This window comes from Acinetobacter oleivorans DR1, from assembly GCF_000196795.1.
Taxonomy (GTDB): Bacteria; Pseudomonadota; Gammaproteobacteria; order Pseudomonadales; family Moraxellaceae; genus Acinetobacter; species Acinetobacter oleivorans.
The window spans coordinates 2,806,267-2,826,731 of record NC_014259.1 but is presented as its reverse complement, the minus strand read 5'-3'; the positions used below and the strand labels follow the sequence as shown (position 1 = coordinate 2,826,731).

The following is a 20,465-nucleotide window of genomic DNA, read 5'->3' as shown; positions in this document are numbered from 1 at the left end:
AGGTGTGAGATGAATATCGGTCAGGCATCCAAACATTCAGGCATTTCGGCGAAAATGATTCGCTACTATGAAGAAATCGGTCTACTTGAAGCAGCTCAGCGTTCTGCTTCTGGCTATCGCATTTATTCAGAAACAGACCTTAAAACTTTAAACTTCTTAAAGCATGCTCGTGAGTTAGGTTTTTCATCTGAACAGATGAAAGAGCTTATTTCGCTTTGGAAAAATACAGATCGGCATAGTGCAGAGGTGAAAGACTTAACCGTAAAACATATTGCCGAATTAAAACAGAAAATTGCCCATCTCCAAGAAATGGTCAATATTTTGCAGGCTTCAGCCGATGATTGCTGTGGTAACCAGCAAGCTTCTTGTGCGATCTTAGATCACATTGAAAAAGGTGTGGGTGTAAGCTAAGTTTCATTAAAATAAAAAAGGAAAAATCATGGCTTACACAGCTTCTTGTCTTTGTAATGGGATTCAACTGCGTATTAATGCCGAATTAGAACCCTTTATGGTTTGTCATTGCACGCAGTGCCAAAAAGCTCAAGGTGCTGCTTTCGCTGCCATTACTCAAGTACAAAAAAATGACTTAAATATTGTGCAGGGTGAAAACCTTTTACAGGCTTATTTTGCATCGCCTAATAAAAAGAGAGTGTTCTGTAAAACCTGTGGTTCACCGATCTGGAGTGAGCGTTTAGATAAGCCAGCAGTGGTACGTTTAAGAGTAGGGCTCATTAATGAAGAAATATCGACATCTGTCATTTCTCATGCTTTTGTGTCTTCAAAAGTGAACTGGTATCCAATTTGCGATAGTGCTCGCCAATATCAAAATGGGGTAGAAAACCCTTAAATATTAAGGTTAGACCGTATTTTATTCATTTGTAAAAAAACGTGAACAAGACTAGCCATGAATAAATAATGTGCTATAACTGTACCTAAGGTAATCGTAATATCTCCTCGATCCACAGGGAAACTTGGGACAGGGCAAAAGATACGATAGGACCTTACATATAGCTAGCAAAGAGCATGTAAGAGATGGATAGACACAAATCTTAGATTGCTCACCGTTGCAGAAAAGCCCGTGAAACGGGCTTTTTTAATGCCTGTAAAAAGCTATTTAGTGGATGATCAGACTATAAATAAAGTTTTTTTATGACGTCTTTTTTTACCATTCGTTCTTAAGCAAATAAAAAGATGTAGAAATAATAAAATTTTTTAAACATACAGACTATTCTGTATTGCAATTTAATTTATTTATAGGTACATTTACTTAACGGTTTAAAGTTCAAGTTTAATAATGGACTCATGGTCGTTGTGGGAGATCTAAGAGCCTGCATTCTTCCCCAAGATGCGGGTTTTTTTTATGCCTATAGAAAAGTGACGATTAACTCGATTTAAATAAAAAACATATAATTTTCTGTTATTTATTAAGTTTTAATAAGCCTACGATCTAAAGATTGCGTAGGCTTTACATGTTTAAAAATTTAGGCGCGATAGGCCAAACACGCTTGAGCACAAGCCAAACATGCTTTAGCACAGATCTGACAGTGCTCATGTTCATGTTTGCTACATTCTGCTGCACAGAGTTGACAGGCATTGGCGCACAATTGCATGGCTTGTTCAGCAAGCTCAGAATTTCTTAACTCTAAAGATGTACACAGTTGGCAGGTTTCTACACATGTCATGCAATGCTTAATACACTCTCGCATCATCTGGACATGTTCCTCTTGCAAACATGCAGCTGCGCACGTTTTACAAGCGATCATACATTCAATACAGGCTTGAACTGAGGTAGAGGTGTTACAAAATAAAGCCGAGTTTGTTTCTTGTTGAATTTCCATAAGAGTTCTCCTATCGAAGACTATTATTAAAAAATGGAATATCGTTATATTTTCTATTTTAGAAGATCATTTTTAAGGCATGGCTGTTTGAGATGAAAGGTCTACAAATCGCTAATACATAATTAACCTCGTAGTAGAATGTTACATCCAGCTTTTAGCTTAAATGCTCGTATTTTTTGAAATAAGGATTGGGTTAAATTTAATTGCATATAATACTTTTGGCTAATTTCTTATTGTGTGAATATTAGGCAAATTAGGAATGTGAACTTTAAAGGACACGAAATGGAAAACGTTAATCAATACGCTCACGGAGCTGAGCATGAAGTCCACATCCATTGCAAACGATCATTAAGCACATTAATACTGAGTATGTTCGTATTAATTACAACTGGTCGTTAAAAGAAAAAGCACCCGAGGGTGCTTTTTCTATAGGTGTACTATAAATACATAGGTTTAAGAGTCTATAAAACCACGACGTTTTTTGTAGGCTTTACGGTCATAAGAAGGGATATTTGATTGCTGGAGATCAATCGCTAGTTGTTTCTTGCGTTGAAACTGAACTTCATTAAGAAGAGCAGCATAAATTTTGGGTCGGTCAGTTTTAAACTTATCTACATCTAATGGAATCTTATGTTCATTCTTGACAATGTATAGAACAGAGCAATTGCCATTTGTTTCATAAACCGTCCAACCAAGCCGCACAGCATAGAGTCCGGTTTTCTGATTTTTACCTAAATAAGATTTAAAACCATCGGGATGAGGGCGAACATAAGCATTCATCATGCATCCTCCATCATTTGATTTATTTGATGAAAGCGACAATCAATGAATTGATGGGGAGTGAGACATCATATTCAGTAAAATTACGATTTCTAGTTGTTTATATATTGTTCAATTTTAAAATTTCAAGTGAGGCGGAAAGCTGTTATTTCCTGAGTTATATACGCTCAAAAATATTCAAAAAAAGCTTATTTTTTTGAGTAATAAATTTTCAAGTTCATTCCTTGTAGGCAAGAAAGAATAGCTCACTATTCCGTGTTTGTGTGATCGGTTTTGCATATTTAAAATTGATGAAATCGTAAGTGAATTTAAGGTCAGTTTTAGTTAATTATTTGTTTTAAAAACAAATAATCAAGTTTTAATATTTCTTGTTACAACCATTTTGTCGACAATAGATGCACCTTTTTGACATATTTCGCCTAGCATAATTAAAGAGTTCGTTGCCTATGGTGTCATTTATGTTCATTGGACTTGTGGTCACCATTTTGTTGACTCCAGGCCCAACAAATACATTGTTAGCCTCTGCTGGAATACAGGCAGGAGTAAAGCAGTCTCTTAAACTTATTCCTGCTGAAGTGATGGGATATCTCATTGCAATTACTTCATGGGGTATTTTACTTGAGTCCGTTTCACATTTTATTCCGTGGCTTCCACCTGTATTAAAGTTAATAAGTGCAACTTTTATTCTCTACCTTGCATTTAAACTTTGGACAACATCGACAAACGACATCAAATTAGACAATCCACTGATTACGCCTAAGGCTTTATTTGTCGCGACACTTTTGAATCCTAAAGCTTTACTCTTTGCTTCTGCTATTTTTCCACATGCAGCATGGGAAGTGTTTCACGTATATTTTATTCATATTGCTGTTTTTTTATCATTAATTACACCCATTGCTTTTTTATGGATTGCTTTTGGAACCGTATTAATTTCAAACAAAGTAACTTGGTTAAACCAACGTAATTTACAACGTACGGCTGCATTTATTTTAACTTTTTTTGCTATGCCAATCGGCTATTCAGCGATTAGCTCATTTTAAACTTAACTCGTTATTTATATTAAAAATTTAATTTTCAGGAGATTTTTATGAAAAGATTAAAAGTAATTATTAAGGACCAGTTTAACCAAGAAACGATTGCTTTGGCAAAAGTTCGACCTATGAATGACCACGCCCTTGAACTTCACAAAAGCGTTGAACATATTGAAATTGATGACGATATTATTTTGCCAAACATGGATTTGCTTTATGAAAACCCTAAAGACGGTAAAATTTATCAATTGATTGGAGCATTCAGCGAGGAATAGCTTTTAGCTAAGAAGTGCTGAAAATAAAGCCAAACTACGTAATAGACACAATTAAAATATTGAAGATGCCCAATACTTGTGGGACTATTCTTTTGCAAAAATGTGACCTAATCCACATTTTTGCATTTCAGGACTAAGTGGTTTTCACTAAGCCCATTCCTTCAATGAGAAGTAGGAATGGGCTTTTTTTATTGCAAATTATTCTTTAAATGTTTCATCTAAAGCTTGTTGAACGGCTTCTATACGGGATTTACATGCTTTATAAGCAGTAATCGACTCTTCAACAATCTTCATTAAATTATCAATATCTGGGCTTTCTTGAGACTCAAGTAGTTCTGCATTTTTTTTCAAAATGTCATGGCCGTCTTTAAACGTTAACTCTTCATTGTTCATTTGGAATTACCTGTGTAATGTTGGCTTCAATCACACCATCTTGCATTTCAATCGCAATGGCAGGGTTTGAAATTTGATGTATAGACCGAATCGCTTTTCCTTCGGATCTAACAATTGCATAGCCTTTGGCTTGAACTTGTTTCGGATTTTGTAAAAGGACTTCTTTCATTAATGATTCGATTTGAGTTAATGAAAATTTAACCTGTTGCTGTGAACTAAACTGAATACGCTCTTTCATTTGGTCAAGTAGGCGATGTGCCGAGTTAAGTTGACCTTGCGCCGAAGATTTAATCTGATGAAGTAGCTGATCATTCTTGCTTTGATAAGTCGTGATTTGATGCTGCGAAAGAAGCTTAATGGTTTGCAGACTATCGACGGCTTCTTGTACGCGTTCAACAATATGGTTACGGATGCCAGCAATCACTTTACTTGGCGTGTCGAATGAACGATGGGCAATTTCATCAAGAATAGTACGGTCTTTTTCATGACCAATACCAACCCAAATCGGTACAGTGCGTTTGCAGAGCAGGGCTGCAAGTTCATAATCATTTAAATAAGCCAAATCATTCACAGATCCGCCACCGCGAATAATTACAATAAGGTCTGGTGGAAATTTAAATGTGCTGGCCCATTGTCTTAAACCCGAACCTAAAGATTCAATCAAGCTAGTTGCAGCGGTGTTCCCTTGAAACGTAGCGGTATGATACACAAAATGGCAAACACCATTTCTCTCTAAAGCATCGGCATCTTTTTTAAAGTCACCTAGGCCCGCAGCATTTTGAGGAGCAATCACTAAAACATTTTGAATGTCAAAAGGAGTAGGCAGGAGTTTGTTCTTATGAATTAACCCTTCTTGTGTGAGGCGTTCAATAATTTGCTGATAACGTTTAGCAATTTCACCTAAGGTAAAGCTTGAATCAATCTCTTCAATATTGACCGAAAATCCATATTGAGGATCAAAACGTGCTCTAATTTTGATAAGCACATTTAAGTCGCTTGAAATCTCAATACCAGTTTCACGTTCAAACTTTAAAACAATTTTACTCGCTGAGAACTTCCAGATCGTAGCTTTACAATTGGCAATGACTTTATCAGTCTTTGCATCTTTTTCTGCAAGCTCTAAATAGTAATGGCCGCCTTTAATATTTAAATTTCGAATCTCTGCTTTTACCCAGACTGGCTCATCAAAAGCCAAACGTATGACTTCCTGAACTGTGCCGAGATATTCACTAAGGGAAAACTGAGGTTCAGACATACGAACTAAACATTAAAGGACCAACCTAGATAGTATAAAAGCCATCCAACCAAGGCAATTGCTGTCTATGAATATCGGGTTCTATTTAAAATAAATACAACAATTTAAAGAATTAAAAATTGGAAATTGATAGAGTTATTTAGACCAAACGGTTAAAATGAAAAATTAATAAAAAGATAATTCTTAATAATTACAACCGATTAAAAAATAAAGTTTGCTTTATGAAATATATGAGCGTATAAAGCTTACTTCCAATTGCGGGGTGGAGCAGTCTGGTAGCTCGTCGGGCTCATAACCCGAAGGTCGTTGGTTCAAATCCGGCCCCCGCAACCAAAATATTATGCTCTGTGATGTACCACTTTTCATAATGCGAAAATTATGAAAAGCAATTAGCTTATAAATAACCCAATATAAAGCTAAATATTAAATTCTAGACGGACTGTCCATACCTTAAATCTAGCGTTCTAATTAAATACCGTTAAATCACATGAGCTCAGTGATGAGTGAATGATTGTGAATATAGTAAATGAGTGGCATATTGCCACATCCGTAAATGGCAATGAGATTAATGTGAGGATCGTTCCTCATGTGCGTAAGCAAAACTCTCAAGATGGTTATCGTTGGGTCGAAGTTGGTAAGAAAATTCAACTTCAATCTGGTGAAGAAATCGAATTAAACCAAGATGGTAAAAGCTTTTATGCTGGATTTAATCAGCTTTATCGTTTAACGACGTATTGTTGATAAAATGCTTGGCGCTAAAGCTAAAAAACCTATCTCCTTTAAAAGAGATAGGTTTTTTTATATCTATATGGATAATAAACAATTAAAGTTATAAAAAGCAAAAACGTATTAAATTGATAGAATTATTATTTTAATTATATTTATAACAATCTTAACCCGCTCGCCAAAATTGACGGCCCATGACCTTAAAGTTCTTTCCATTTTCTTCGGTTACACGGCGGTCTCTAAATTTTTCATTCAAACTATGCAAAATTAAAGAGCCATCCGCTTCTTTAAAAATTTGCTTAATCATTCCTTCCCCTGCAAAGTAAACCGCATAAATCTCGCCATCAATGACTTCAGTTTGAGAGATATCAATACCAACCAGATCTCCATCTTTAATGTAGTCTGTCATACTATCGCCTTTAGCTTTGATAATACGCATGCAATCTTGAGCAACCCGTTTTTCTTTAAAGAATGAAGCAGGGAAAGGGATTTTCCCATTAATTGCATCGAAGTGGAACTCAATAGACTCACCAGTACCACACGAAAAACTAGCTTCTACCACTTCAATCCAAGCATATTGATCGGTGGATTCAGCACTCACAACTGTAGGGCTAAATACATCACTTTCTCTAAAAGCATCTTCTGTATTTCCAGTCGTTAACCAATAACCATCTACACCTAAAAACTGGGCAATGAGTGGAAGAAACGCAGATTTTAAATTTTTGCCAGACTCTAAAGCTTGATAGGCCGGCTGAGACATTTTTACAGCCTCAGCGACTTCAGCCTGAGTTTTTTTGGCTTTAATTCTAGAATCTTTTAAACGGTCTTTAAGAGCCATAACGGTTACACCAGCAAACTTATAACAAATATATAACTAAAGTTATATCGAGTAAAACAACTATAGTTATTGACTAATAATAACTATAGTTATAATATCAGTTATATCTTCAGATGAATAGATTAAGTTTAAATCGTATTTGAACCACTATTTATTGAATTATCAGCATGTTGAGATGAAAGCTAAATTTATTTTGTTTCTAGAGGAGGCAAAATAGAAGGGAGATAGCTCAATTATTATTTACAGATAGGCTATCAAAACAAAAAATGGAATAAAAAAAAGCCCGATTCCGTGGATCAGGCTTAATGTTCGTCGATAAAGGGTATCAAGAACATGAAGAATTTAGCAAAGATTGTGAGTCGTAACAAAAGTTTCCGATATACGGCAAAGTCTTATTTGAACTTTTTGGTCAAAAAATTAAAGTTCGAAAAAAGCGTAAAAGTAAGCGCTTTCATACTTTTTTACAATTTTAGAAAAAGGAATATCTACTTTTAAATGAATGCTTTAAATGCATACCGTTTAGTTCTTTAGGTTTGTTGTACCAGATGAAACGTTTTGAACACACATTTGTAGTCATAGCTTCGCTATATTGCTCAAAGAATGGATCAAAACTTCAAGAATAACAAACGATAAAGATGCCTTATTAAACGTGTGAGTTGGAGATAGTGAATGACTACAGCAATGCAGAACAGAGCTAAACAACTTAAAAATGCAAAACGTGGAGGATATGTCCCGACAATTGCAAAAGACGTAAACAAATACAAGGTACAAAAAATAAAAAGGGCGCTTGAAGAGGCAAAGCTAATTGCAAGTGAGCTTGAAGATGATGCATTCGAATTCGATGATCAAGTCTCAATGCAAAAAGCGATAGGTGCAATCACCGTGATTGAGTTGATTGAACAAGCCTTAAACAGTGCACACTAACAGGCTTTAGCATACAAACATTCTTTCTTGGACCCCTGAAATATGGGGTCAAGGATCAGTTCGTCTTGCAATTTAGCGCGGTTAAAAAAGCGTTAGTGTTTTTTATTGACTGTAATAAAGAAAACTAAGGGTATTGATGAAACCTGAAAAACAACAAGCGATTAAGAATAGCGAGTTTTCAAGTTTTACCCTTTAAAGCAGGACAAGATGATGAAAACAGTTCCAATGAGTGGTTTAGCCACATTTTTAGATTTTTATAGCATCGCAATTATGGTGGCTTTAGCAGTCAGCTTAGTTGTGGCAGTCGTGTTGATGATGCGTTTTCCTCGCTCACCACAAGAATGGATTGTTGGGCTGATATGCACAGTCGTTTCAAGCTTAACGGGTGGCTCATTTATTATCATGAAATGGAATTTACATGAATGGGTATCGGATATTTGGGGAATGATCACACTATGTGGATTCTTCTTTATTTGCGGTTTGCCGGGCTGGGCGATTGTGAGATGGATATTTAATTTCATCAATAAACAAGAAGGGAAAACGATTGTGGAAGTCATCAAAGACTTAAAAAAAGCGAAAGATGATCTGCAAAATAGCTAAAACAGTTTCAATGATATAGGTAAAATAAAATGAATATTGACCAATACTTAGAAGCAATCATAGACAGAGAAGGTGGATATATTAATCATCCATCAGACCATGGGCATGCCACCAAATTTGGCATTACCGAGGCAGTCGCTCGATCAAACGGATATCAAGGTGATATGAGAGATTTACCTTTAGCTGTGGCCAAGTCTATTTATAAACAACAATATTGGTTTGAACCCCAATTTGACCAGATCAATAAAATTAGCCCTGCTATTGCAGAAGAGTTACTTGATACGGCTATAAATTGTGGAGTCAACTTTGCTAAACCTTTATTACAACGTGCTCTAAATCTGCTAAATAAGCAGGGTGAGGAGGGCTGGCCAAATCTTACCTTAGATGGTCAATATGGACCTCTCACTATTCAAGCACTGAGTACATATTTGAACAGGCGTAATAAAGACGGAGAAACGGTCTTACTACGCGTTTTAAATATTATGCAAGGGCAGCACTATATCGAAATTACAGAGAAGAACCCAAATTACGAAGACTTCTTTTATGGATGGATCTTAAACAGGGTAGCGTTGTAAAAATTGTAGTTAGATAAAAATATGTTAATAGACAAAAGACTTGAAAAGCCTAACCATGAGTTGAGGCTTTTCAAATAATCATATGTCGAGTAATGATTTATTGTGCAATAAGTAAAACGGCAAGAAGAAAGAAAATAGCACCGCTAATTTTATTGAGTATAGAAAAATTATTTCCAGCCAACATCTTTTCTTTAAAAATTGAAGAGAAATTTGCATAGACCAAATGAATTAAAAATCCAATAAAACAAAAGGTTAAAGATAGAACTAAAAACTGAGTTAAAATTTCTTTCTTGATATCAATAAATTGAGGGAATAGAGCAATAAAAAATACGATTGTTTTAGGGTTAAGCAAAGATGCAAGTAGGCCTTGATAAAAGAGTCTCGATTTACTTACATTTTTATCGCTTTGTTGATCAGTGATTAAATCTTGCGATGGCGTTTTTTTGCTGAAATTTTTATATCCAAGATACATTAAATAAAATGCACCAATAAATTTTAAAACCGTAAAAATAGTTGGGTTGCTGGTAATAATAAGACCTACACCACTAGCGGAAATTACAGCAATTACAAACATACCAATGATTAAGCCGCTAATACCGAATAGAGCAGTTTTAACACCATAATTGATTGAATTTGTGACAGTAAATAAAACGCCAGGTCCGGGGCTTAAGAGAGTAAGAAATGCAATTGTTATAAAGACTAAAAGACCGCTCACGCTGATATATCCTATTTATCAATGAGACAAGATTATGCGATTACTTTAAATGAGAAAATAAGTTATGTATACAGACAGTTATGTATATTTAAGCCTTAAGTAGATTAAATGTTTAAAATATGCATTTCGATAAATAGATAGGGTAATAAAAAGCTTATTACTCAAAGCAACATAAACATACAACCCCAACAGCAGGGGGTGTTAGTATGCTAAACCTATACCTCAAGAAATATACAGCATGACGAAAAAAGAACGGCAGTTTAAATCTGGCGAATTTCGATTTTCCTTTTTATCGTTTAAATATTGGGGTATATGGTTTTTAGCATTTATTCTGATGTGTTTTGCGATGTTACCTTGGGCAATTCAATGGCGTCTTGCCGATCTTTTATCAAAAATAGCATGGAAATCTTTAGGTTCAAGAAGAAAAACAACATTACGTAATTTAGAAGCATGCTTTCCTGAAAAAACACCTATGCAAATTGAGGTGAAAGCCAAACAGGTTTTTGTAGATACTCTCACTGGTGTATTTGAAGCCTTAAATGCTTGGTACAGTCCAAACTGGTTTAAAAGCCGTGTTCACATAGATGGATTAGAGAATTTAACAAATAATCAGGAGAATGGCGTACTACTATTAGGCACTCATAGTACGCTTTTAGACGCTGGTGGAGCAGCTTGTACCTTATTTTTTAATATGGACGTGGTTTACAGACCACAAAATAATCCCTTTTTAGATTTTCTAATTCATCGCAGCCGCGCAAGAGTCTATAAAAACCAGATTGCTCGAGACAACATGCGTGGACTTATCCAGAACCTTAAACATGGTCATGCCATATGGTATAGCCCAGATCAGGACTTTGGCTTAAAACAAGGTGTAATGGCCTCATTTTTCGGAATACAGGCGGCTACCGTGACCGCTCACCGTAGATTGATGGATATCTCAAAAGCAGCAGCAGTACCTTTATACTTTTATAGAAGTGGCGATATTAGAAACCCTCAATATCACGTTCTCGTGGAACCTAAATTAGAAAATTTTCCAAGTGGATGTGAAGTGAGTGATGCTGAAAGAGTCAATAAGATTATTGAGAATCAAATTCGTATTGCCCCTACGCAATACATGTGGTTCCATCGACGCTTTAAGACGCGCCCTGCTGGTGAAAAGAAATTTTATTGATGGTTTTATAGGGAAATAGCACTGATATGGGACTTCTTTCGATTAAAATGAAACAAAATTTGACTTTTAATTGAAAGGAATCTTAATTAAATCAATGTGAAAGATGAATCGGGGAGTGGGTAGAGTTTTTCTTGCTTTAATTATTTTGAATATCGATTGCAAATGCTTATGAAGCGTGTATTATCGAGCATAACTAACAAAATATTCTTGTCATAATAAATTTCTATTTGCGCAGTTTTATATTTATAATCCTTGGGTTTCTTCAGATATTTAATTTTTGACATCTATTTTTTTAGTTAAATTGGTTTCCCAATAATAAGTTATAATATTTTAAGATTTAGGATATAACATATGTCTACTAGTACTGGTACAGTAAAATGGTTCAATGAAACTAAAGGTTTTGGTTTTATTGTGACTGATGAAGGTAAAGATATTTTTGCTCATTTTACTGATATTCAAACACAAGGTTTTAAAGTTCTATTAGAAGGTCAACGTGTTGAGTTTACCGTAGTACAAGGTAAAAAAGGCCCTCAAGCTTCAAATATTGTGATTCTTCAAAACTCATAAATAAAGCGTTTAATTGATTTGAATATATTATTTAAATAAAATATATTTAAGTCTAAAGCATTTTATTAGAGTTTAAAAAAGCCCACTTTAGTCTTGTGGGTTTTTTATAAGTTTTAATTCAACTTATATTTAAAAAAAGAAGTATAAAAATACTCTCATCAAAGTGCTTCTAAATTTTTATGTTAAAATATAACGAATTAGGTGTATGGTATTAAAATGGATATTTGTATTGGCGGTATTTTTGACGGTCAGAAAATAGAAAACAATAATGATTTCTTTAAGGTTGAAGAGCATTATTCAGACAATAGTTCTAAATATATTAGGCAACACTTCCACTTGTTTGGACAAATTTTTAGCTTCTGGGTGTGTGAAGAGATGGATTTAAATCAAGCAATAAGAAAAGCCGAGAGTATTTTAAAGAAGAAAAAAGAAAGTATTTAAATAACTTAACTATATAAGGACTCTCTTTTATAAGCTTAATTAAATTATTTTTATATTCACTTAATTCTAAGTGTAGATTGTTTACAATATCATGCTAATACTTACATACTTTAAACAATTTATATGTGGTATTTACTATCCAAACTACTACATTAGGCTTAAGTTAAAGTAGTTTTATTTATTGCGCAAATAAAACAACGCCCACTTTAATAATATATTTTATTAAAGTGGGTTCTTTATTCAGACGGTCATTATTAATTCAATATTCATAATTAAACTATAGATAATATTCATTGTTATAAGCCTCTCTTAAGAAAGGAAAACATTTTAAATGTTAAATGCAGTACATCCTAATATTTGCTTTATCGGTAGTAGTAATTTAGCTTTAGCATTAATAGGAGGGTTAGTTTTAAAAGGATTTCAAAAAGAAAAAATACATTTGATTGAAGAGAAAAAAATTAATGATACACAGACATTGAAGCAAAAAGAAAATGGTTTAAAAAAAGCTGACATTGTTGTGTTGTTACTCGACCCAAAACAATTAAAAGAGACAGTTGCGCCGTTTAAAAAATGGTTAGCAAATAAGATTATTGTTTCTATGATGGCAGGGATTGATATTGCGCATCTATCCAGTTTTACAGGTTCAAAGAAAATCGTTCGTGTAATTTCAAATCCACCTGTGCTTACGCATACGGGCACTCACGTGCTTATTGCTTCAGAGCAAATGGACCAGCTTGATAAAGACTTAATTGAAACCTTGTATTCTGCAACGGGCCAGACTTTTTGGGCGCCGTCTGAAACACAAAGTGATGCCATTATTGCTTTATCAGGTTCAGGGCCAGCTTACTTTTTCTATATTTTAGATAGCATGATTAAGACGGGTGTTTCATTAGGCCTAGATAAACAATTTGCCTTAGATCTTGCGCTTCAAGCAGCTACTGGCGCAGTCGAAATGATTCGTAAAAGTAATGTTCCACCAGCGGAGTTATGTGGAAAGGTTACTTTAGCCAACGGGATTACCGAATCTGCTTTACAAATGTTTGAATTAGGCAATGTGTCTGATGATATACGTTTAGCCATGAGGGCCGCATATCATCGTAGCAAAGAAATTACTTCAGAAATTATTTCTGAGGCTCGTTAACTCTTTTTAGCGAACTAGGCCTTTAAGAAGTATTCCCAAATAATGAAACCTAAGCCAAACCCAATAAAAGAGTAGAGAGTAATAATAAAGAATACAAAACTGGCCTTATTTTTTTTCTTCAAAATGTTCATGGCGATGCCTCCAATTCAGATTAATTTTATTATGGAGATGAGGAGGCTGTAATCATAGATACAGAATTTTTTAAAAAAAATATAACAGAGCCTAAATCTGTTATGGTTTAAGCCACTTAACTCAATAAGAATTTTCGAATCAATAGTTTAAGTCTATGTGCTATAGGTATTACATCTTTTATTCAATTAACATTAAATCGGCGGTATTGGCAGATTTAAGAGGTCGTAGGGCAAAGGTCGAACGGGTGTGTCGAATTCCCTTAATTGAATAGAGTTTTTTTCGTAAAAAACGTTCGTAATGGTCAGCATCTTTTACGGCTACTTTCACCAAATAATCATAATCACCTGTAACCAGATGCGCTTCTACAACTTCTGGTATGTCAGCTAATGCTTCGCTGAAATTTTCCAGCATTTCATCGTCATGGCGTTCTAAAGTAATTTCTATGAAGAATACTTCATGAATACCGATCGCTTTTGGGTTTACGTTTACCGTATAGCCTTCAATAATTTTTAAAGTTTCCAGACGTTTCAGTCGTGTCCAGCATGGTGAAGATGAAAGACCGACTTCTTCTGCTAATTGAGCAACGGTTAGACGGCCATTACCGCGTAAGGCAGATAAAATTTTCCGATCTATGCGATCTAGTGTGTATTCTGTTCTGTTCAAAATATAAACCAAAGAAGAATCTTCTGATAAAATTAAATATACTTCATTTTTATGCTGCGAACATTTAAAAATATTAAAAAATACAGGAAACATTTTGAGTTAAAGGTACATACACTAGTTCTATGCATCGAACTCTCTGGATAAGGGTTGTGATGGAGCAAAGAGCACTGTTTCAGTAAGGGTGACTAAACAGTGCTCTTTGCGGATCCCTTCTAAGTTCTTAAATCTATTTTTATTAATTGCCGTAGTGTATTAAAACAAATTAAATAATAACTTTTATTTATCAATTGAAGAAAAACTAATCATTATTTTTTATCTAACTTTTGCTTTATGGTGATTTCATTGCAAAGTAGGAAGCAAGGTTATGATCACCCAGCACGATATAAACCAAAAACAATATCAAAATAAATCTTTAGACTATTTGAATAGCCAAGCTCATTCTGAAGGAATTGAATTTAATAAATTTATTCATGAAATTCAGAAATATGAAAAGGCTGTGGTTCTAGATTTAGGCTGTGGTGGTGGTCATGTTTCTTATAATGTTGCTCCACATGCTGATCTAGTCTTTGCCTACGATTTATCTCATGAAATGTTAGACACAGTGTCTAAGGCCGCTAGCCAGCGCAAATTAAAAAACATCTTTGTGCAGCAGGGCATTGCTGAAGACATGCCTTTTAGTGATCAGCAGTTTGATGTCGTGATTAGCCGATATTCGGCTCATCACTGGCAGCATGTTCCGACAGCCATGAAAGAAGTAAACCGTGTTCTTAAGCCAGATGGTATTGTTATTTTTGTAGATATTATTAGTTCTAGTTCGCCTATATTAGATACGTTTTTACAGACGATCGAAACTATTCGAGACCCAAGTCACGTAAGAAACTATAGTGTGAAAGAGTGGGTCTATTTTATTGAAGATGCCGGCTTTGACTTAGTGGGTTTAGACAAACAAACGCTTTCATTAGACTTTGATAGCTGGGTAAAGCGTATGAAAACTCCTGAAGATCAAATTAAAACTTTACGCTATTTGCAGGAAGGTTCATCTGACCTCGTTAAGAAGTATTTCAAAATTCAAAATGACGGTAGCTTTGAAAGCCATGTGGGTTATTTTGTCTTTAAGAAGTTAGGGTTTTAACATTGTGTAATGAGTAAGGGTTTTAGTCGATAAGAAATCAATAAAATATCACTAAAACTCTTTACTTGAATAACTTGGATTATATTAAAGAAGATTAGAAAAAATTTAATATCATTTATTTGAGAAAACTTAATCACACAATTTTTTTAAGGTGATTAAGTATTCAAAAGAGAAGAGGATTTATCTAATTTTCTTATTATTAATAGACACTTATAAGTAATTATTATTTAATACGCCCGCAACATTATCACTAATACTTTTAATAACTTTGTCGGGGAAATAATGCGTAATATTTTAGTAACAGTTTTCACTTTATTGGTAGCAACATCAGTTTATGCTGAACAAGAGCCTAAAACTTATATACAGCGAACAACTTGCGAGAGAACAGTACAACTACATGGTTTTTTAAGCCGTGCTCAACTTGATTGTAATTATCACTATACTTCACAAGAATTAGTTCATGAATCTGACAAATGTACTAAACATGAACTAGGTGAAAAATATGGTAGAGAAGTTATGAGATTAGGTATGGACCAATTTGAAGCACGCAAGAGAGGAGATATGAAAGGCCAATTATGTAATACGGTTTTAAAAGAATTTCCAAACTATATTAAAAAATAAAATAAGGTTTTAAAGACCTCTTCTAGCAAGTCGATAAAATGGATTTAATTATTCATTTTATCGGTGTATCACAGCATATAATTTAAAATAAAAAAATAAACTTTAATAATTCGCCTAATATCACATTGACACTTAAAATCTCTCTTATTATTCTTCATTTCAGGATGAGAGAGGGACGCTTAATGCGTGCTGATTCTTGTGTGTCAGTCTGTCAACCTTTTCTCGTTCTATTATTATTTTTACTAAATAATGAATTTCTAATGAAGTAATTAAATATTCTAATCCAATGAAAAATAATATTTATTCAATTATTTTCTAGCCAATATCACATTGACACCTAAAACCCCTCCGATTATGCTTTGCCTGCTGGCCTACATCGCCAGTCGGCTTTGACAGGCCGTATACCCAAAGCACACGAAAAAGTCTTTCTTTTTTGTGGGCATCCCTGCGTGCCCCCTCTGCGGCGGAACGGGAGGGGGACGCCTTGTGCGTGCTGATTCTTGTGTGTCAGTCTGTCAACCTTCTCTCGTTCTACCACCATAATCATTTGACAGTGATCTGGTAGAACTTCTTTACACACAAGGAGTTCGCTCATGCGTACTATTTCTTCTCATTTATTGGTCTTTGCCAAACTCTCTCTAGCCATACCGCCCAACTGGTCTTTAAAACGGTTTAACCGACTCTAGGTTTTCTACAACCTTAGCTCGTTACGACTAAAAAATCATAGCAACAATAAAATCTGAGATAGCTTAGGCACATTTTTGTGCTGCTTTTGCATGCCTGTTTTTTAGCACTCATTTTAAGAGTGACGGCATTTCTATCTCTTTTAGATACAACAAAAAATTATTTAAACGGTCTTCCTATGCCAAATTTAGAATCTTCATTTAGAGCACTCAGAGTGCTTCACATCGCAAAAGACTTATTTAATCAATATGGGTTTCATAAGGTCGGGGTCGACCAAATTATTGCAGAAGCCAAAGTTGCCAAGGCTACTTTTTACAACGACTTTCACTCAAAAGCACGACTCATCGAGATGTGTCTCACTTTTCAAAAAGATGCGTTAAAAGTAAAAGTGTTTTCCATTATTAATTCTTACCGTGAACAAATGGTGCTCGATAAACTTAGGCAGATTTACCTTTTACATGCCGATTTAAATGGCTTTTATCATTTACCCTTTAAAGCAATTTTTGAAATTGAAAAGCTCTATCCAGTTGCCTATAAAGTTGTGGTTGACTATAGAAACTGGTTTGTTAACGAAATCTATAAGTTGCTTTTAACCTTAAAAGCTACTGTCTCCATCCAAGATGCTTACATGTTTTTATTTATGATTGATGGGGCGATGGTTCAGCTTTTAGATAAAAATGTGGTAGATGAAAGAGATCGGTTGTTGGATTATTTCTTTTTAAATTTTGCTTAAGCGACAAAACTCACCTAAGAAAAAGCCTCCAAATAAGGAGGCTTTTCAATTTAAATAAAGATAGCTGCTTAGCTTAATGTTGCTGGTTTTGTAGCTTGTGCCATTCCTTCAAAATATTGAACGGCAGGTGAACGAGCCATATAAGCCAAAGCTTGCTCGGTGTCACCTTCATGAAGTGGGTTAAATTTTGGAGAAACCCATCTTAACGTTGCTTTCCATAAATATTTAATGGTCGGTAAGTTGTCTGAGCGAGTCGCAGTTTTTTCAAATTCACGAATAATTTTGAAGTAACCACGACGCATCAATTTTTGAATGTCTTCGTGCTCTAAATCTTGTTGGCCTAAACTACGTGCAAAATCAGCAAGGAAGTAAATAAACAGTGGGAAAATAGCGGCCATAATCACTTGGCGAGACACATAAAAACCCAACTTGTTTGTTAAGAGGTGCTCAAATAAGTCGTAGGCAACACAGCGATGCTCAACTTCTTCAGCCAAATGCCAACGGAACAAATCTGCCATGGCAGGGTCGGCTTTGTCCCAAGACTTACTATCAAGTGTCCACTGACCAATAGTTCCAGTAAAGTGCTCAATTGCAGCAATCACACCAACTCGGAAAAGTAACCAATATTCATCGAGCTTTTCGCCTTTTAAAAAGGGCATACCTAAAGGTTTGTCACCCAATAAAATGTTAAACACAAAATGGGCGCGGTTGAGTGTTTCTTGAATGTCGTAGCCATTTTCACGTAAGAAGTCCTGAGCTTTTTCATGGGCACGTGCATGAGCTGCTTCTTGACGAACAAAGCCAATCACTTCTTGTTTTAAGGTTTCATCAGTAATCAAGGGAAGGGTTTTATTAAACACGCGGCAAAACCAAAACTCACCAGCCGGCAAGAGCATATTAATACCATTGGCTACATGTGAGCATAGCGGATCATTCGGCATCCAACACACAGACGACTCCGCAAAATCAAAATGTACTTTTCTTGCTTTAAGCTGATGATTCCCTGTGATCATATACGTCACCCTATTCATAATTATTCATTTAATGCGAATGCACAATTTTTAGCATTAAGTAAAATCGATCACCATGTGCTTAAGGGACAAAAATGCACATTCTTATATTATGTACCACTCATTATTGATAAAAGCGCTCACCTTTTGATGGAATTGATAAACTTTTAGTCCTGAATATTCTGTAATAGCTTAAAAAATGTACTCGTTTCGTGTGCGTGTATATTTTATGAGCAATATGTCGGGTATTGTTAAGCTGAGGATCTTACGTGGTGGGAACTATGTGAAGATATTCGATGTTGTTTCAGAAGCTATAATAAAGATTTAGTCCAGTCGTTCCTCGGGAAAAGAACTGCTGAATCCCTTATTAGCTCATTGCATCAGGCCAAGTTGACCCAGATCAAACATACGTTATTGGATTAACTTGATAGTACATTAGCGGAGGATGTGGAGTGACAAGAGAAAGAAGAAAAGTTCCCAAGAGTGTGCCAATCGCGATAATGTTAGTTCTCGTAACTACATTGATGATGAGTACGATTGCTTCAGCGGCGCGGCAACAGAGTGAAGGGGAACTTATTCGGAAGGATTTCAGAGTCCTTACGGCAGATGGTGTTGGGTTACATGTTCGGGAGGTTCGCGAGAATGGAACTAAGGGACGACCTGCGCTCATTCTTGTACATGGTGCACGCGTTTCTGGTATTGGATCATTTGATTTGGATGTGTCAAACGGATCACTCGCAGCAGATCTTGCGCGGTTAACAGGGCGAACAATCTTTATTCTTGATGCTCGGGGTTACGGTCAATCGGATCGCCCTACAGCTATGGATCATTCCCCAAACAAAGTTAAGCCGCTTTCGCGTGCTTATGAAGTTGTACGTGACATTGATGCTGTTGTAACGTTTGCACGGCAACATACTGGTAATGAGCAGGTCGCTCTGTTGGGCTGGGCAACTGGGGGAATGTGGGCAGCTTATTATTCGTCGCTCTGGCCCGAACGTGTCAGCGAACTCATTATGTTTAATGCGCTATATGGTGGATCACGACAACATGATGGGATCGGTCTAGGTTCAGCAAATGATGATCCTAACAATTCGGGGCGCTTCAATCCTGCGATGGGGGGATATGCATTAAATACGGCTGCTTCGCTTTTGCCCTCATGGGATAAAACAATTCCAATTGAAAATAAGACGGAGTGGCGAGATCCTTTGATTGTTGAAGCTTATACGCGAGCAGCGCTAGCTAGTGATCCACAGTCTAGGAGGCATCAACCTCCAGCATTCCGCGCGCCCTTAGGTGCTATGGAGGATAGTTTTTACCAAGCAACAGGACGACATCTATTTGATGCTGGAAGTATTAAGGCTGCCGTGCTTATAGTCCGCTCTGAGCACGATTTTTGGAGTCGACCTGAGGATACTGAAAACTTTATTCATGATGCGGTGCATGCGAAAAGTATTCGCGAGGTTACATTGGCCAACGCGACCCACTATGCTCATCTTGACCGCCCTGAACGGGGAAGAAGCCAATTTATCGATGAAATTGTAAAATTTCTTTTGAATAAAAACCGCTAAGTTAATTTTCAAAAAGCTGGTTTTGAACCTCTAAAACATGACTTATCAGGACATTGGTCAAGGCAGTATTAATCATGAAAATCGTATCGTCGATAAGGTTACATCAGACTTTATTATCATTGTAACTAACTAAATATCAATAAAAAAGGCTCCTTATCAAAAGGAGCCTTCAGTTTAGGGAGTTAGGCTTTAAAGTTTCTAAGCCTCTTTATTTTTCTAAGCTAAATCGCTTTATTATAAATTTCACGTTAAGTCACGTATCGTGCTTTAAAGTCTAGATCGCTTGCCACTGATCTTTAACTTCTTCTGAATTTTTATTCAGAATGACTTGGTTTTCTTTCACTTCACCAATCCATCCAGTAGGAATAAGGTGATGTTGACCGCTTTCGTCTCGAGTCAGCTTTAATTGGTTTTCGCCATCAAGATGGTCGACAGTACCTACTTTAGTACCACAAGAAGCAATAACGTCTGCGTGTTTTTTAATATCATTAATATTTAAAGTACTCATTTTAGACCTCTTCTTTAGAAATAGAAAAACGGTAAGACTTAAATTACTTTAAATAATTGGATAAATCAGGGGTTTTTAATAAACCTTACAGGATGGGTTTATAAGTTCACTTAATAAATATATTCGAGTAACAATGAAATAATT

The 20,465-nt window shown here is 35.5% G+C and carries 26 protein-coding genes and 1 tRNA gene; 17 read left to right on the top strand and 10 right to left on the bottom strand.

The features are described from left to right. The first annotated feature begins 9 nt into the window (after window positions 1-9). Both cueR and AOLE_RS13280 read left to right on the top strand, forming a co-directional pair. Window positions 10-411: a Cu(I)-responsive transcriptional regulator gene (cueR, locus tag AOLE_RS13285; RefSeq protein WP_013198458.1), complete on the top strand. Its 402-nt coding sequence runs from the start codon at window positions 10-12 to the stop codon at window positions 409-411. Window positions 412-439: 28 nt separating this feature from the next. Then, window positions 440-847: a GFA family protein gene (locus AOLE_RS13280; RefSeq protein ID WP_013198457.1), complete on the top strand. Its 408-nt coding sequence runs from the start codon at window positions 440-442 to the stop codon at window positions 845-847. 634 nt (window positions 848-1,481) lie between these two features. Here the strand turns inward: AOLE_RS13280 and AOLE_RS13275 are convergent. Beyond that, a complete protein-coding gene (locus AOLE_RS13275) occupies window positions 1,482-1,838 on the bottom strand; it encodes a four-helix bundle copper-binding protein (protein WP_013198456.1) in 357 nt (118 codons plus the stop codon). A gap of 453 nt (window positions 1,839-2,291) precedes the next feature. Further along, a complete protein-coding gene (locus tag AOLE_RS13270) occupies window positions 2,292-2,621 on the bottom strand; it encodes a hypothetical protein (protein WP_023274287.1) in 330 nt (109 codons plus the stop codon). 443 nt (window positions 2,622-3,064) lie between these two features. Between AOLE_RS13270 and AOLE_RS13265 the strand changes: the two genes are divergently transcribed. After that, complete coding sequence (locus tag AOLE_RS13265) at window positions 3,065-3,658, top strand: LysE family translocator (RefSeq protein ID WP_004793584.1); 594 nt, start codon at window positions 3,065-3,067, stop codon at window positions 3,656-3,658. A 47-nt stretch (window positions 3,659-3,705) separates the two neighbouring features. Beyond that, entirely contained in the window at window positions 3,706-3,924 is a 219-nt protein-coding gene (locus tag AOLE_RS13260) for a hypothetical protein (RefSeq protein ID WP_004793583.1), read from the top strand. Between the two features lie 198 nt (window positions 3,925-4,122). Here the strand turns inward: AOLE_RS13260 and xseB are convergent, their stop codons facing one another. Both xseB and xseA read right to left on the bottom strand, forming a co-directional pair. Further along, window positions 4,123-4,317, bottom strand: a complete 195-nt coding sequence (xseB, locus tag AOLE_RS13255; protein ID WP_004793582.1) for an exodeoxyribonuclease VII small subunit — start codon at window positions 4,315-4,317, stop codon at window positions 4,123-4,125. Beyond that, on the bottom strand, window positions 4,307-5,572 hold the full coding sequence (xseA, locus tag AOLE_RS13250; RefSeq protein WP_013198454.1) for an exodeoxyribonuclease VII large subunit: 1,266 nt from the start codon (window positions 5,570-5,572) through the stop codon (window positions 4,307-4,309). Before xseA ends, xseB begins: the two co-directional genes overlap by 11 nt. Window positions 5,573-5,828: 256 nt before the next feature. Between xseA and AOLE_RS13245 the strand changes: the two genes are divergently transcribed. Together AOLE_RS13245 and AOLE_RS13240 are read left to right on the top strand one after the other, a co-directional pair. Beyond that, a tRNA-Met gene (locus AOLE_RS13245) sits at window positions 5,829-5,905 on the top strand. A 174-nt stretch (window positions 5,906-6,079) separates the two neighbouring features. After that, complete coding sequence (locus tag AOLE_RS13240) at window positions 6,080-6,313, top strand: hypothetical protein (RefSeq protein ID WP_005303658.1); 234 nt, start codon at window positions 6,080-6,082, stop codon at window positions 6,311-6,313. Between the two features lie 151 nt (window positions 6,314-6,464). Here AOLE_RS13240 and AOLE_RS13235 read toward each other — a convergent pair whose 3' ends face one another. Next, on the bottom strand, window positions 6,465-7,136 hold the full coding sequence (locus tag AOLE_RS13235; protein ID WP_013198453.1) for an XRE family transcriptional regulator: 672 nt from the start codon (window positions 7,134-7,136) through the stop codon (window positions 6,465-6,467). A 669-nt stretch (window positions 7,137-7,805) separates the two neighbouring features. On the opposite strand from AOLE_RS13235, the gene AOLE_RS13230 reads away from it, so the two are divergent. From AOLE_RS13230 to AOLE_RS13220, 3 genes are all read left to right on the top strand, one after another. After that, a complete protein-coding gene (locus AOLE_RS13230) occupies window positions 7,806-8,060 on the top strand; it encodes a hypothetical protein (protein ID WP_005303662.1) in 255 nt (84 codons plus the stop codon). 210 nt (window positions 8,061-8,270) lie between these two features. Then, a complete protein-coding gene (locus AOLE_RS13225) occupies window positions 8,271-8,660 on the top strand; it encodes a hypothetical protein (RefSeq protein ID WP_023274286.1) in 390 nt (129 codons plus the stop codon). Window positions 8,661-8,689: 29 nt separating this feature from the next. Beyond that, complete coding sequence (locus tag AOLE_RS13220; RefSeq protein WP_013198451.1) at window positions 8,690-9,235, top strand: glycoside hydrolase family 108 protein; 546 nt, start codon at window positions 8,690-8,692, stop codon at window positions 9,233-9,235. Window positions 9,236-9,332: 97 nt separating this feature from the next. Here the strand turns inward: AOLE_RS13220 and AOLE_RS13215 are convergent, their stop codons facing one another. Beyond that, window positions 9,333-9,950: a LysE family translocator gene (locus AOLE_RS13215; protein ID WP_013198450.1), complete on the bottom strand. Its 618-nt coding sequence runs from the start codon at window positions 9,948-9,950 to the stop codon at window positions 9,333-9,335. A gap of 238 nt (window positions 9,951-10,188) precedes the next feature. On the opposite strand from AOLE_RS13215, the gene AOLE_RS13210 reads away from it, so the two are divergent. The 4 genes from AOLE_RS13210 to AOLE_RS13195 all read left to right on the top strand — a co-directional run bounded on the left by AOLE_RS13210 (window position 10,189) and on the right by AOLE_RS13195 (window position 13,270). Next, window positions 10,189-11,121: an LpxL/LpxP family acyltransferase gene (locus AOLE_RS13210; RefSeq protein WP_013198449.1), complete on the top strand. Its 933-nt coding sequence runs from the start codon at window positions 10,189-10,191 to the stop codon at window positions 11,119-11,121. Window positions 11,122-11,472: 351 nt separating this feature from the next. Beyond that, window positions 11,473-11,688: a cold-shock protein gene (locus tag AOLE_RS13205; protein WP_005303678.1), complete on the top strand. Its 216-nt coding sequence runs from the start codon at window positions 11,473-11,475 to the stop codon at window positions 11,686-11,688. A gap of 216 nt (window positions 11,689-11,904) precedes the next feature. After that, window positions 11,905-12,129 (top strand): hypothetical protein, encoded by a 225-nt coding sequence (locus AOLE_RS13200; protein ID WP_005303681.1) that lies wholly within the window; start codon window positions 11,905-11,907, stop codon window positions 12,127-12,129. Window positions 12,130-12,460: 331 nt separating this feature from the next. Next, window positions 12,461-13,270: a pyrroline-5-carboxylate reductase family protein gene (locus AOLE_RS13195; protein ID WP_013198448.1), complete on the top strand. Its 810-nt coding sequence runs from the start codon at window positions 12,461-12,463 to the stop codon at window positions 13,268-13,270. 14 nt (window positions 13,271-13,284) lie between these two features. On the opposite strand, the gene AOLE_RS19995 is transcribed toward AOLE_RS13195, so the two are convergent. Next, entirely contained in the window at window positions 13,285-13,401 is a 117-nt protein-coding gene (locus AOLE_RS19995) for a hypothetical protein (RefSeq protein ID WP_004793556.1), read from the bottom strand. A gap of 178 nt (window positions 13,402-13,579) precedes the next feature. Beyond that, window positions 13,580-14,065, bottom strand: coding sequence for an Lrp/AsnC family transcriptional regulator (locus AOLE_RS13190; RefSeq protein ID WP_031945309.1), 486 nt, complete (start codon window positions 14,063-14,065; stop codon window positions 13,580-13,582). 364 nt (window positions 14,066-14,429) lie between these two features. On the opposite strand from AOLE_RS13190, the gene AOLE_RS13185 reads away from it, so the two are divergent. The 3 genes from AOLE_RS13185 (at window position 14,430) to AOLE_RS13170 (ending at window position 17,235) form a co-directional block, all read left to right on the top strand. Further along, window positions 14,430-15,197, top strand: coding sequence for a class I SAM-dependent methyltransferase (locus AOLE_RS13185; RefSeq protein ID WP_013198447.1), 768 nt, complete (start codon window positions 14,430-14,432; stop codon window positions 15,195-15,197). 282 nt (window positions 15,198-15,479) lie between these two features. Beyond that, window positions 15,480-15,818 (top strand): hypothetical protein, encoded by a 339-nt coding sequence (locus AOLE_RS13180; protein ID WP_005303693.1) that lies wholly within the window; start codon window positions 15,480-15,482, stop codon window positions 15,816-15,818. A gap of 862 nt (window positions 15,819-16,680) precedes the next feature. Then, the gene (locus tag AOLE_RS13170; protein ID WP_013198445.1) at window positions 16,681-17,235 is read left to right on the top strand and encodes a TetR/AcrR family transcriptional regulator; all 555 of its coding nucleotides are present in this window, start codon (window positions 16,681-16,683) and stop codon (window positions 17,233-17,235) included. Window positions 17,236-17,303: 68 nt separating this feature from the next. Here AOLE_RS13170 and AOLE_RS13165 read toward each other — a convergent pair whose 3' ends face one another. Continuing rightward, on the bottom strand, window positions 17,304-18,248 hold the full coding sequence (locus AOLE_RS13165; RefSeq protein ID WP_013198444.1) for a metal-dependent hydrolase: 945 nt from the start codon (window positions 18,246-18,248) through the stop codon (window positions 17,304-17,306). Between the two features lie 482 nt (window positions 18,249-18,730). On the opposite strand from AOLE_RS13165, the gene AOLE_RS13160 reads away from it, so the two are divergent. Beyond that, window positions 18,731-19,813: an alpha/beta fold hydrolase gene (locus AOLE_RS13160; RefSeq protein WP_202945404.1), complete on the top strand. Its 1,083-nt coding sequence runs from the start codon at window positions 18,731-18,733 to the stop codon at window positions 19,811-19,813. A gap of 274 nt (window positions 19,814-20,087) precedes the next feature. On the opposite strand, the gene AOLE_RS13155 is transcribed toward AOLE_RS13160, so the two are convergent. Continuing rightward, the gene (locus AOLE_RS13155) at window positions 20,088-20,321 is read right to left on the bottom strand and encodes a DUF2171 domain-containing protein (protein WP_004793546.1); all 234 of its coding nucleotides are present in this window, start codon (window positions 20,319-20,321) and stop codon (window positions 20,088-20,090) included. Between the last annotated feature and the right edge of the window lie 144 nt (window positions 20,322-20,465).

Bases quoted from the DNA above. Each gene is read 5' to 3' on its own strand.
- cueR (WP_013198458.1), top strand. From the start codon at position 10: ATGAATATCGGTCAGGCATCCAAACATTCAGGCATTTCGGCGAAAATG.
- AOLE_RS13280 (WP_013198457.1), top strand. From the start codon at position 440: ATGGCTTACACAGCTTCTTGTCTTTGTAATGGGATTCAACTGCGTATT.
- AOLE_RS13275 (WP_013198456.1), bottom strand. From the start codon at position 1,838: ATGGAAATTCAACAAGAAACAAACTCGGCTTTATTTTGTAACACCTCT.
- AOLE_RS13270 (WP_023274287.1), bottom strand. From the start codon at position 2,621: ATGATGAATGCTTATGTTCGCCCTCATCCCGATGGTTTTAAATCTTAT.
- AOLE_RS13265 (WP_004793584.1), top strand. From the start codon at position 3,065: ATGGTGTCATTTATGTTCATTGGACTTGTGGTCACCATTTTGTTGACT.
- AOLE_RS13260 (WP_004793583.1), top strand. From the start codon at position 3,706: ATGAAAAGATTAAAAGTAATTATTAAGGACCAGTTTAACCAAGAAACG.
- xseB (WP_004793582.1), bottom strand. From the start codon at position 4,317: ATGAACAATGAAGAGTTAACGTTTAAAGACGGCCATGACATTTTGAAA.
- xseA (WP_013198454.1), bottom strand. From the start codon at position 5,572: ATGTCTGAACCTCAGTTTTCCCTTAGTGAATATCTCGGCACAGTTCAG.
- AOLE_RS13240 (WP_005303658.1), top strand. From the start codon at position 6,080: ATGATTGTGAATATAGTAAATGAGTGGCATATTGCCACATCCGTAAAT.
- AOLE_RS13235 (WP_013198453.1), bottom strand. From the start codon at position 7,136: ATGGCTCTTAAAGACCGTTTAAAAGATTCTAGAATTAAAGCCAAAAAA.
- AOLE_RS13230 (WP_005303662.1), top strand. From the start codon at position 7,806: ATGACTACAGCAATGCAGAACAGAGCTAAACAACTTAAAAATGCAAAA.
- AOLE_RS13225 (WP_023274286.1), top strand. From the start codon at position 8,271: ATGAAAACAGTTCCAATGAGTGGTTTAGCCACATTTTTAGATTTTTAT.
- AOLE_RS13220 (WP_013198451.1), top strand. From the start codon at position 8,690: ATGAATATTGACCAATACTTAGAAGCAATCATAGACAGAGAAGGTGGA.
- AOLE_RS13210 (WP_013198449.1), top strand. From the start codon at position 10,189: ATGACGAAAAAAGAACGGCAGTTTAAATCTGGCGAATTTCGATTTTCC.
- AOLE_RS13205 (WP_005303678.1), top strand. From the start codon at position 11,473: ATGTCTACTAGTACTGGTACAGTAAAATGGTTCAATGAAACTAAAGGT.
- AOLE_RS13200 (WP_005303681.1), top strand. From the start codon at position 11,905: ATGGATATTTGTATTGGCGGTATTTTTGACGGTCAGAAAATAGAAAAC.
- AOLE_RS13195 (WP_013198448.1), top strand. From the start codon at position 12,461: ATGTTAAATGCAGTACATCCTAATATTTGCTTTATCGGTAGTAGTAAT.
- AOLE_RS19995 (WP_004793556.1), bottom strand. From the start codon at position 13,401: ATGAACATTTTGAAGAAAAAAAATAAGGCCAGTTTTGTATTCTTTATT.
- AOLE_RS13185 (WP_013198447.1), top strand. From the start codon at position 14,430: ATGATCACCCAGCACGATATAAACCAAAAACAATATCAAAATAAATCT.
- AOLE_RS13180 (WP_005303693.1), top strand. From the start codon at position 15,480: ATGCGTAATATTTTAGTAACAGTTTTCACTTTATTGGTAGCAACATCA.
- AOLE_RS13170 (WP_013198445.1), top strand. From the start codon at position 16,681: ATGCCAAATTTAGAATCTTCATTTAGAGCACTCAGAGTGCTTCACATC.
- AOLE_RS13165 (WP_013198444.1), bottom strand. From the start codon at position 18,248: ATGATCACAGGGAATCATCAGCTTAAAGCAAGAAAAGTACATTTTGAT.
- AOLE_RS13155 (WP_004793546.1), bottom strand. From the start codon at position 20,321: ATGAGTACTTTAAATATTAATGATATTAAAAAACACGCAGACGTTATT.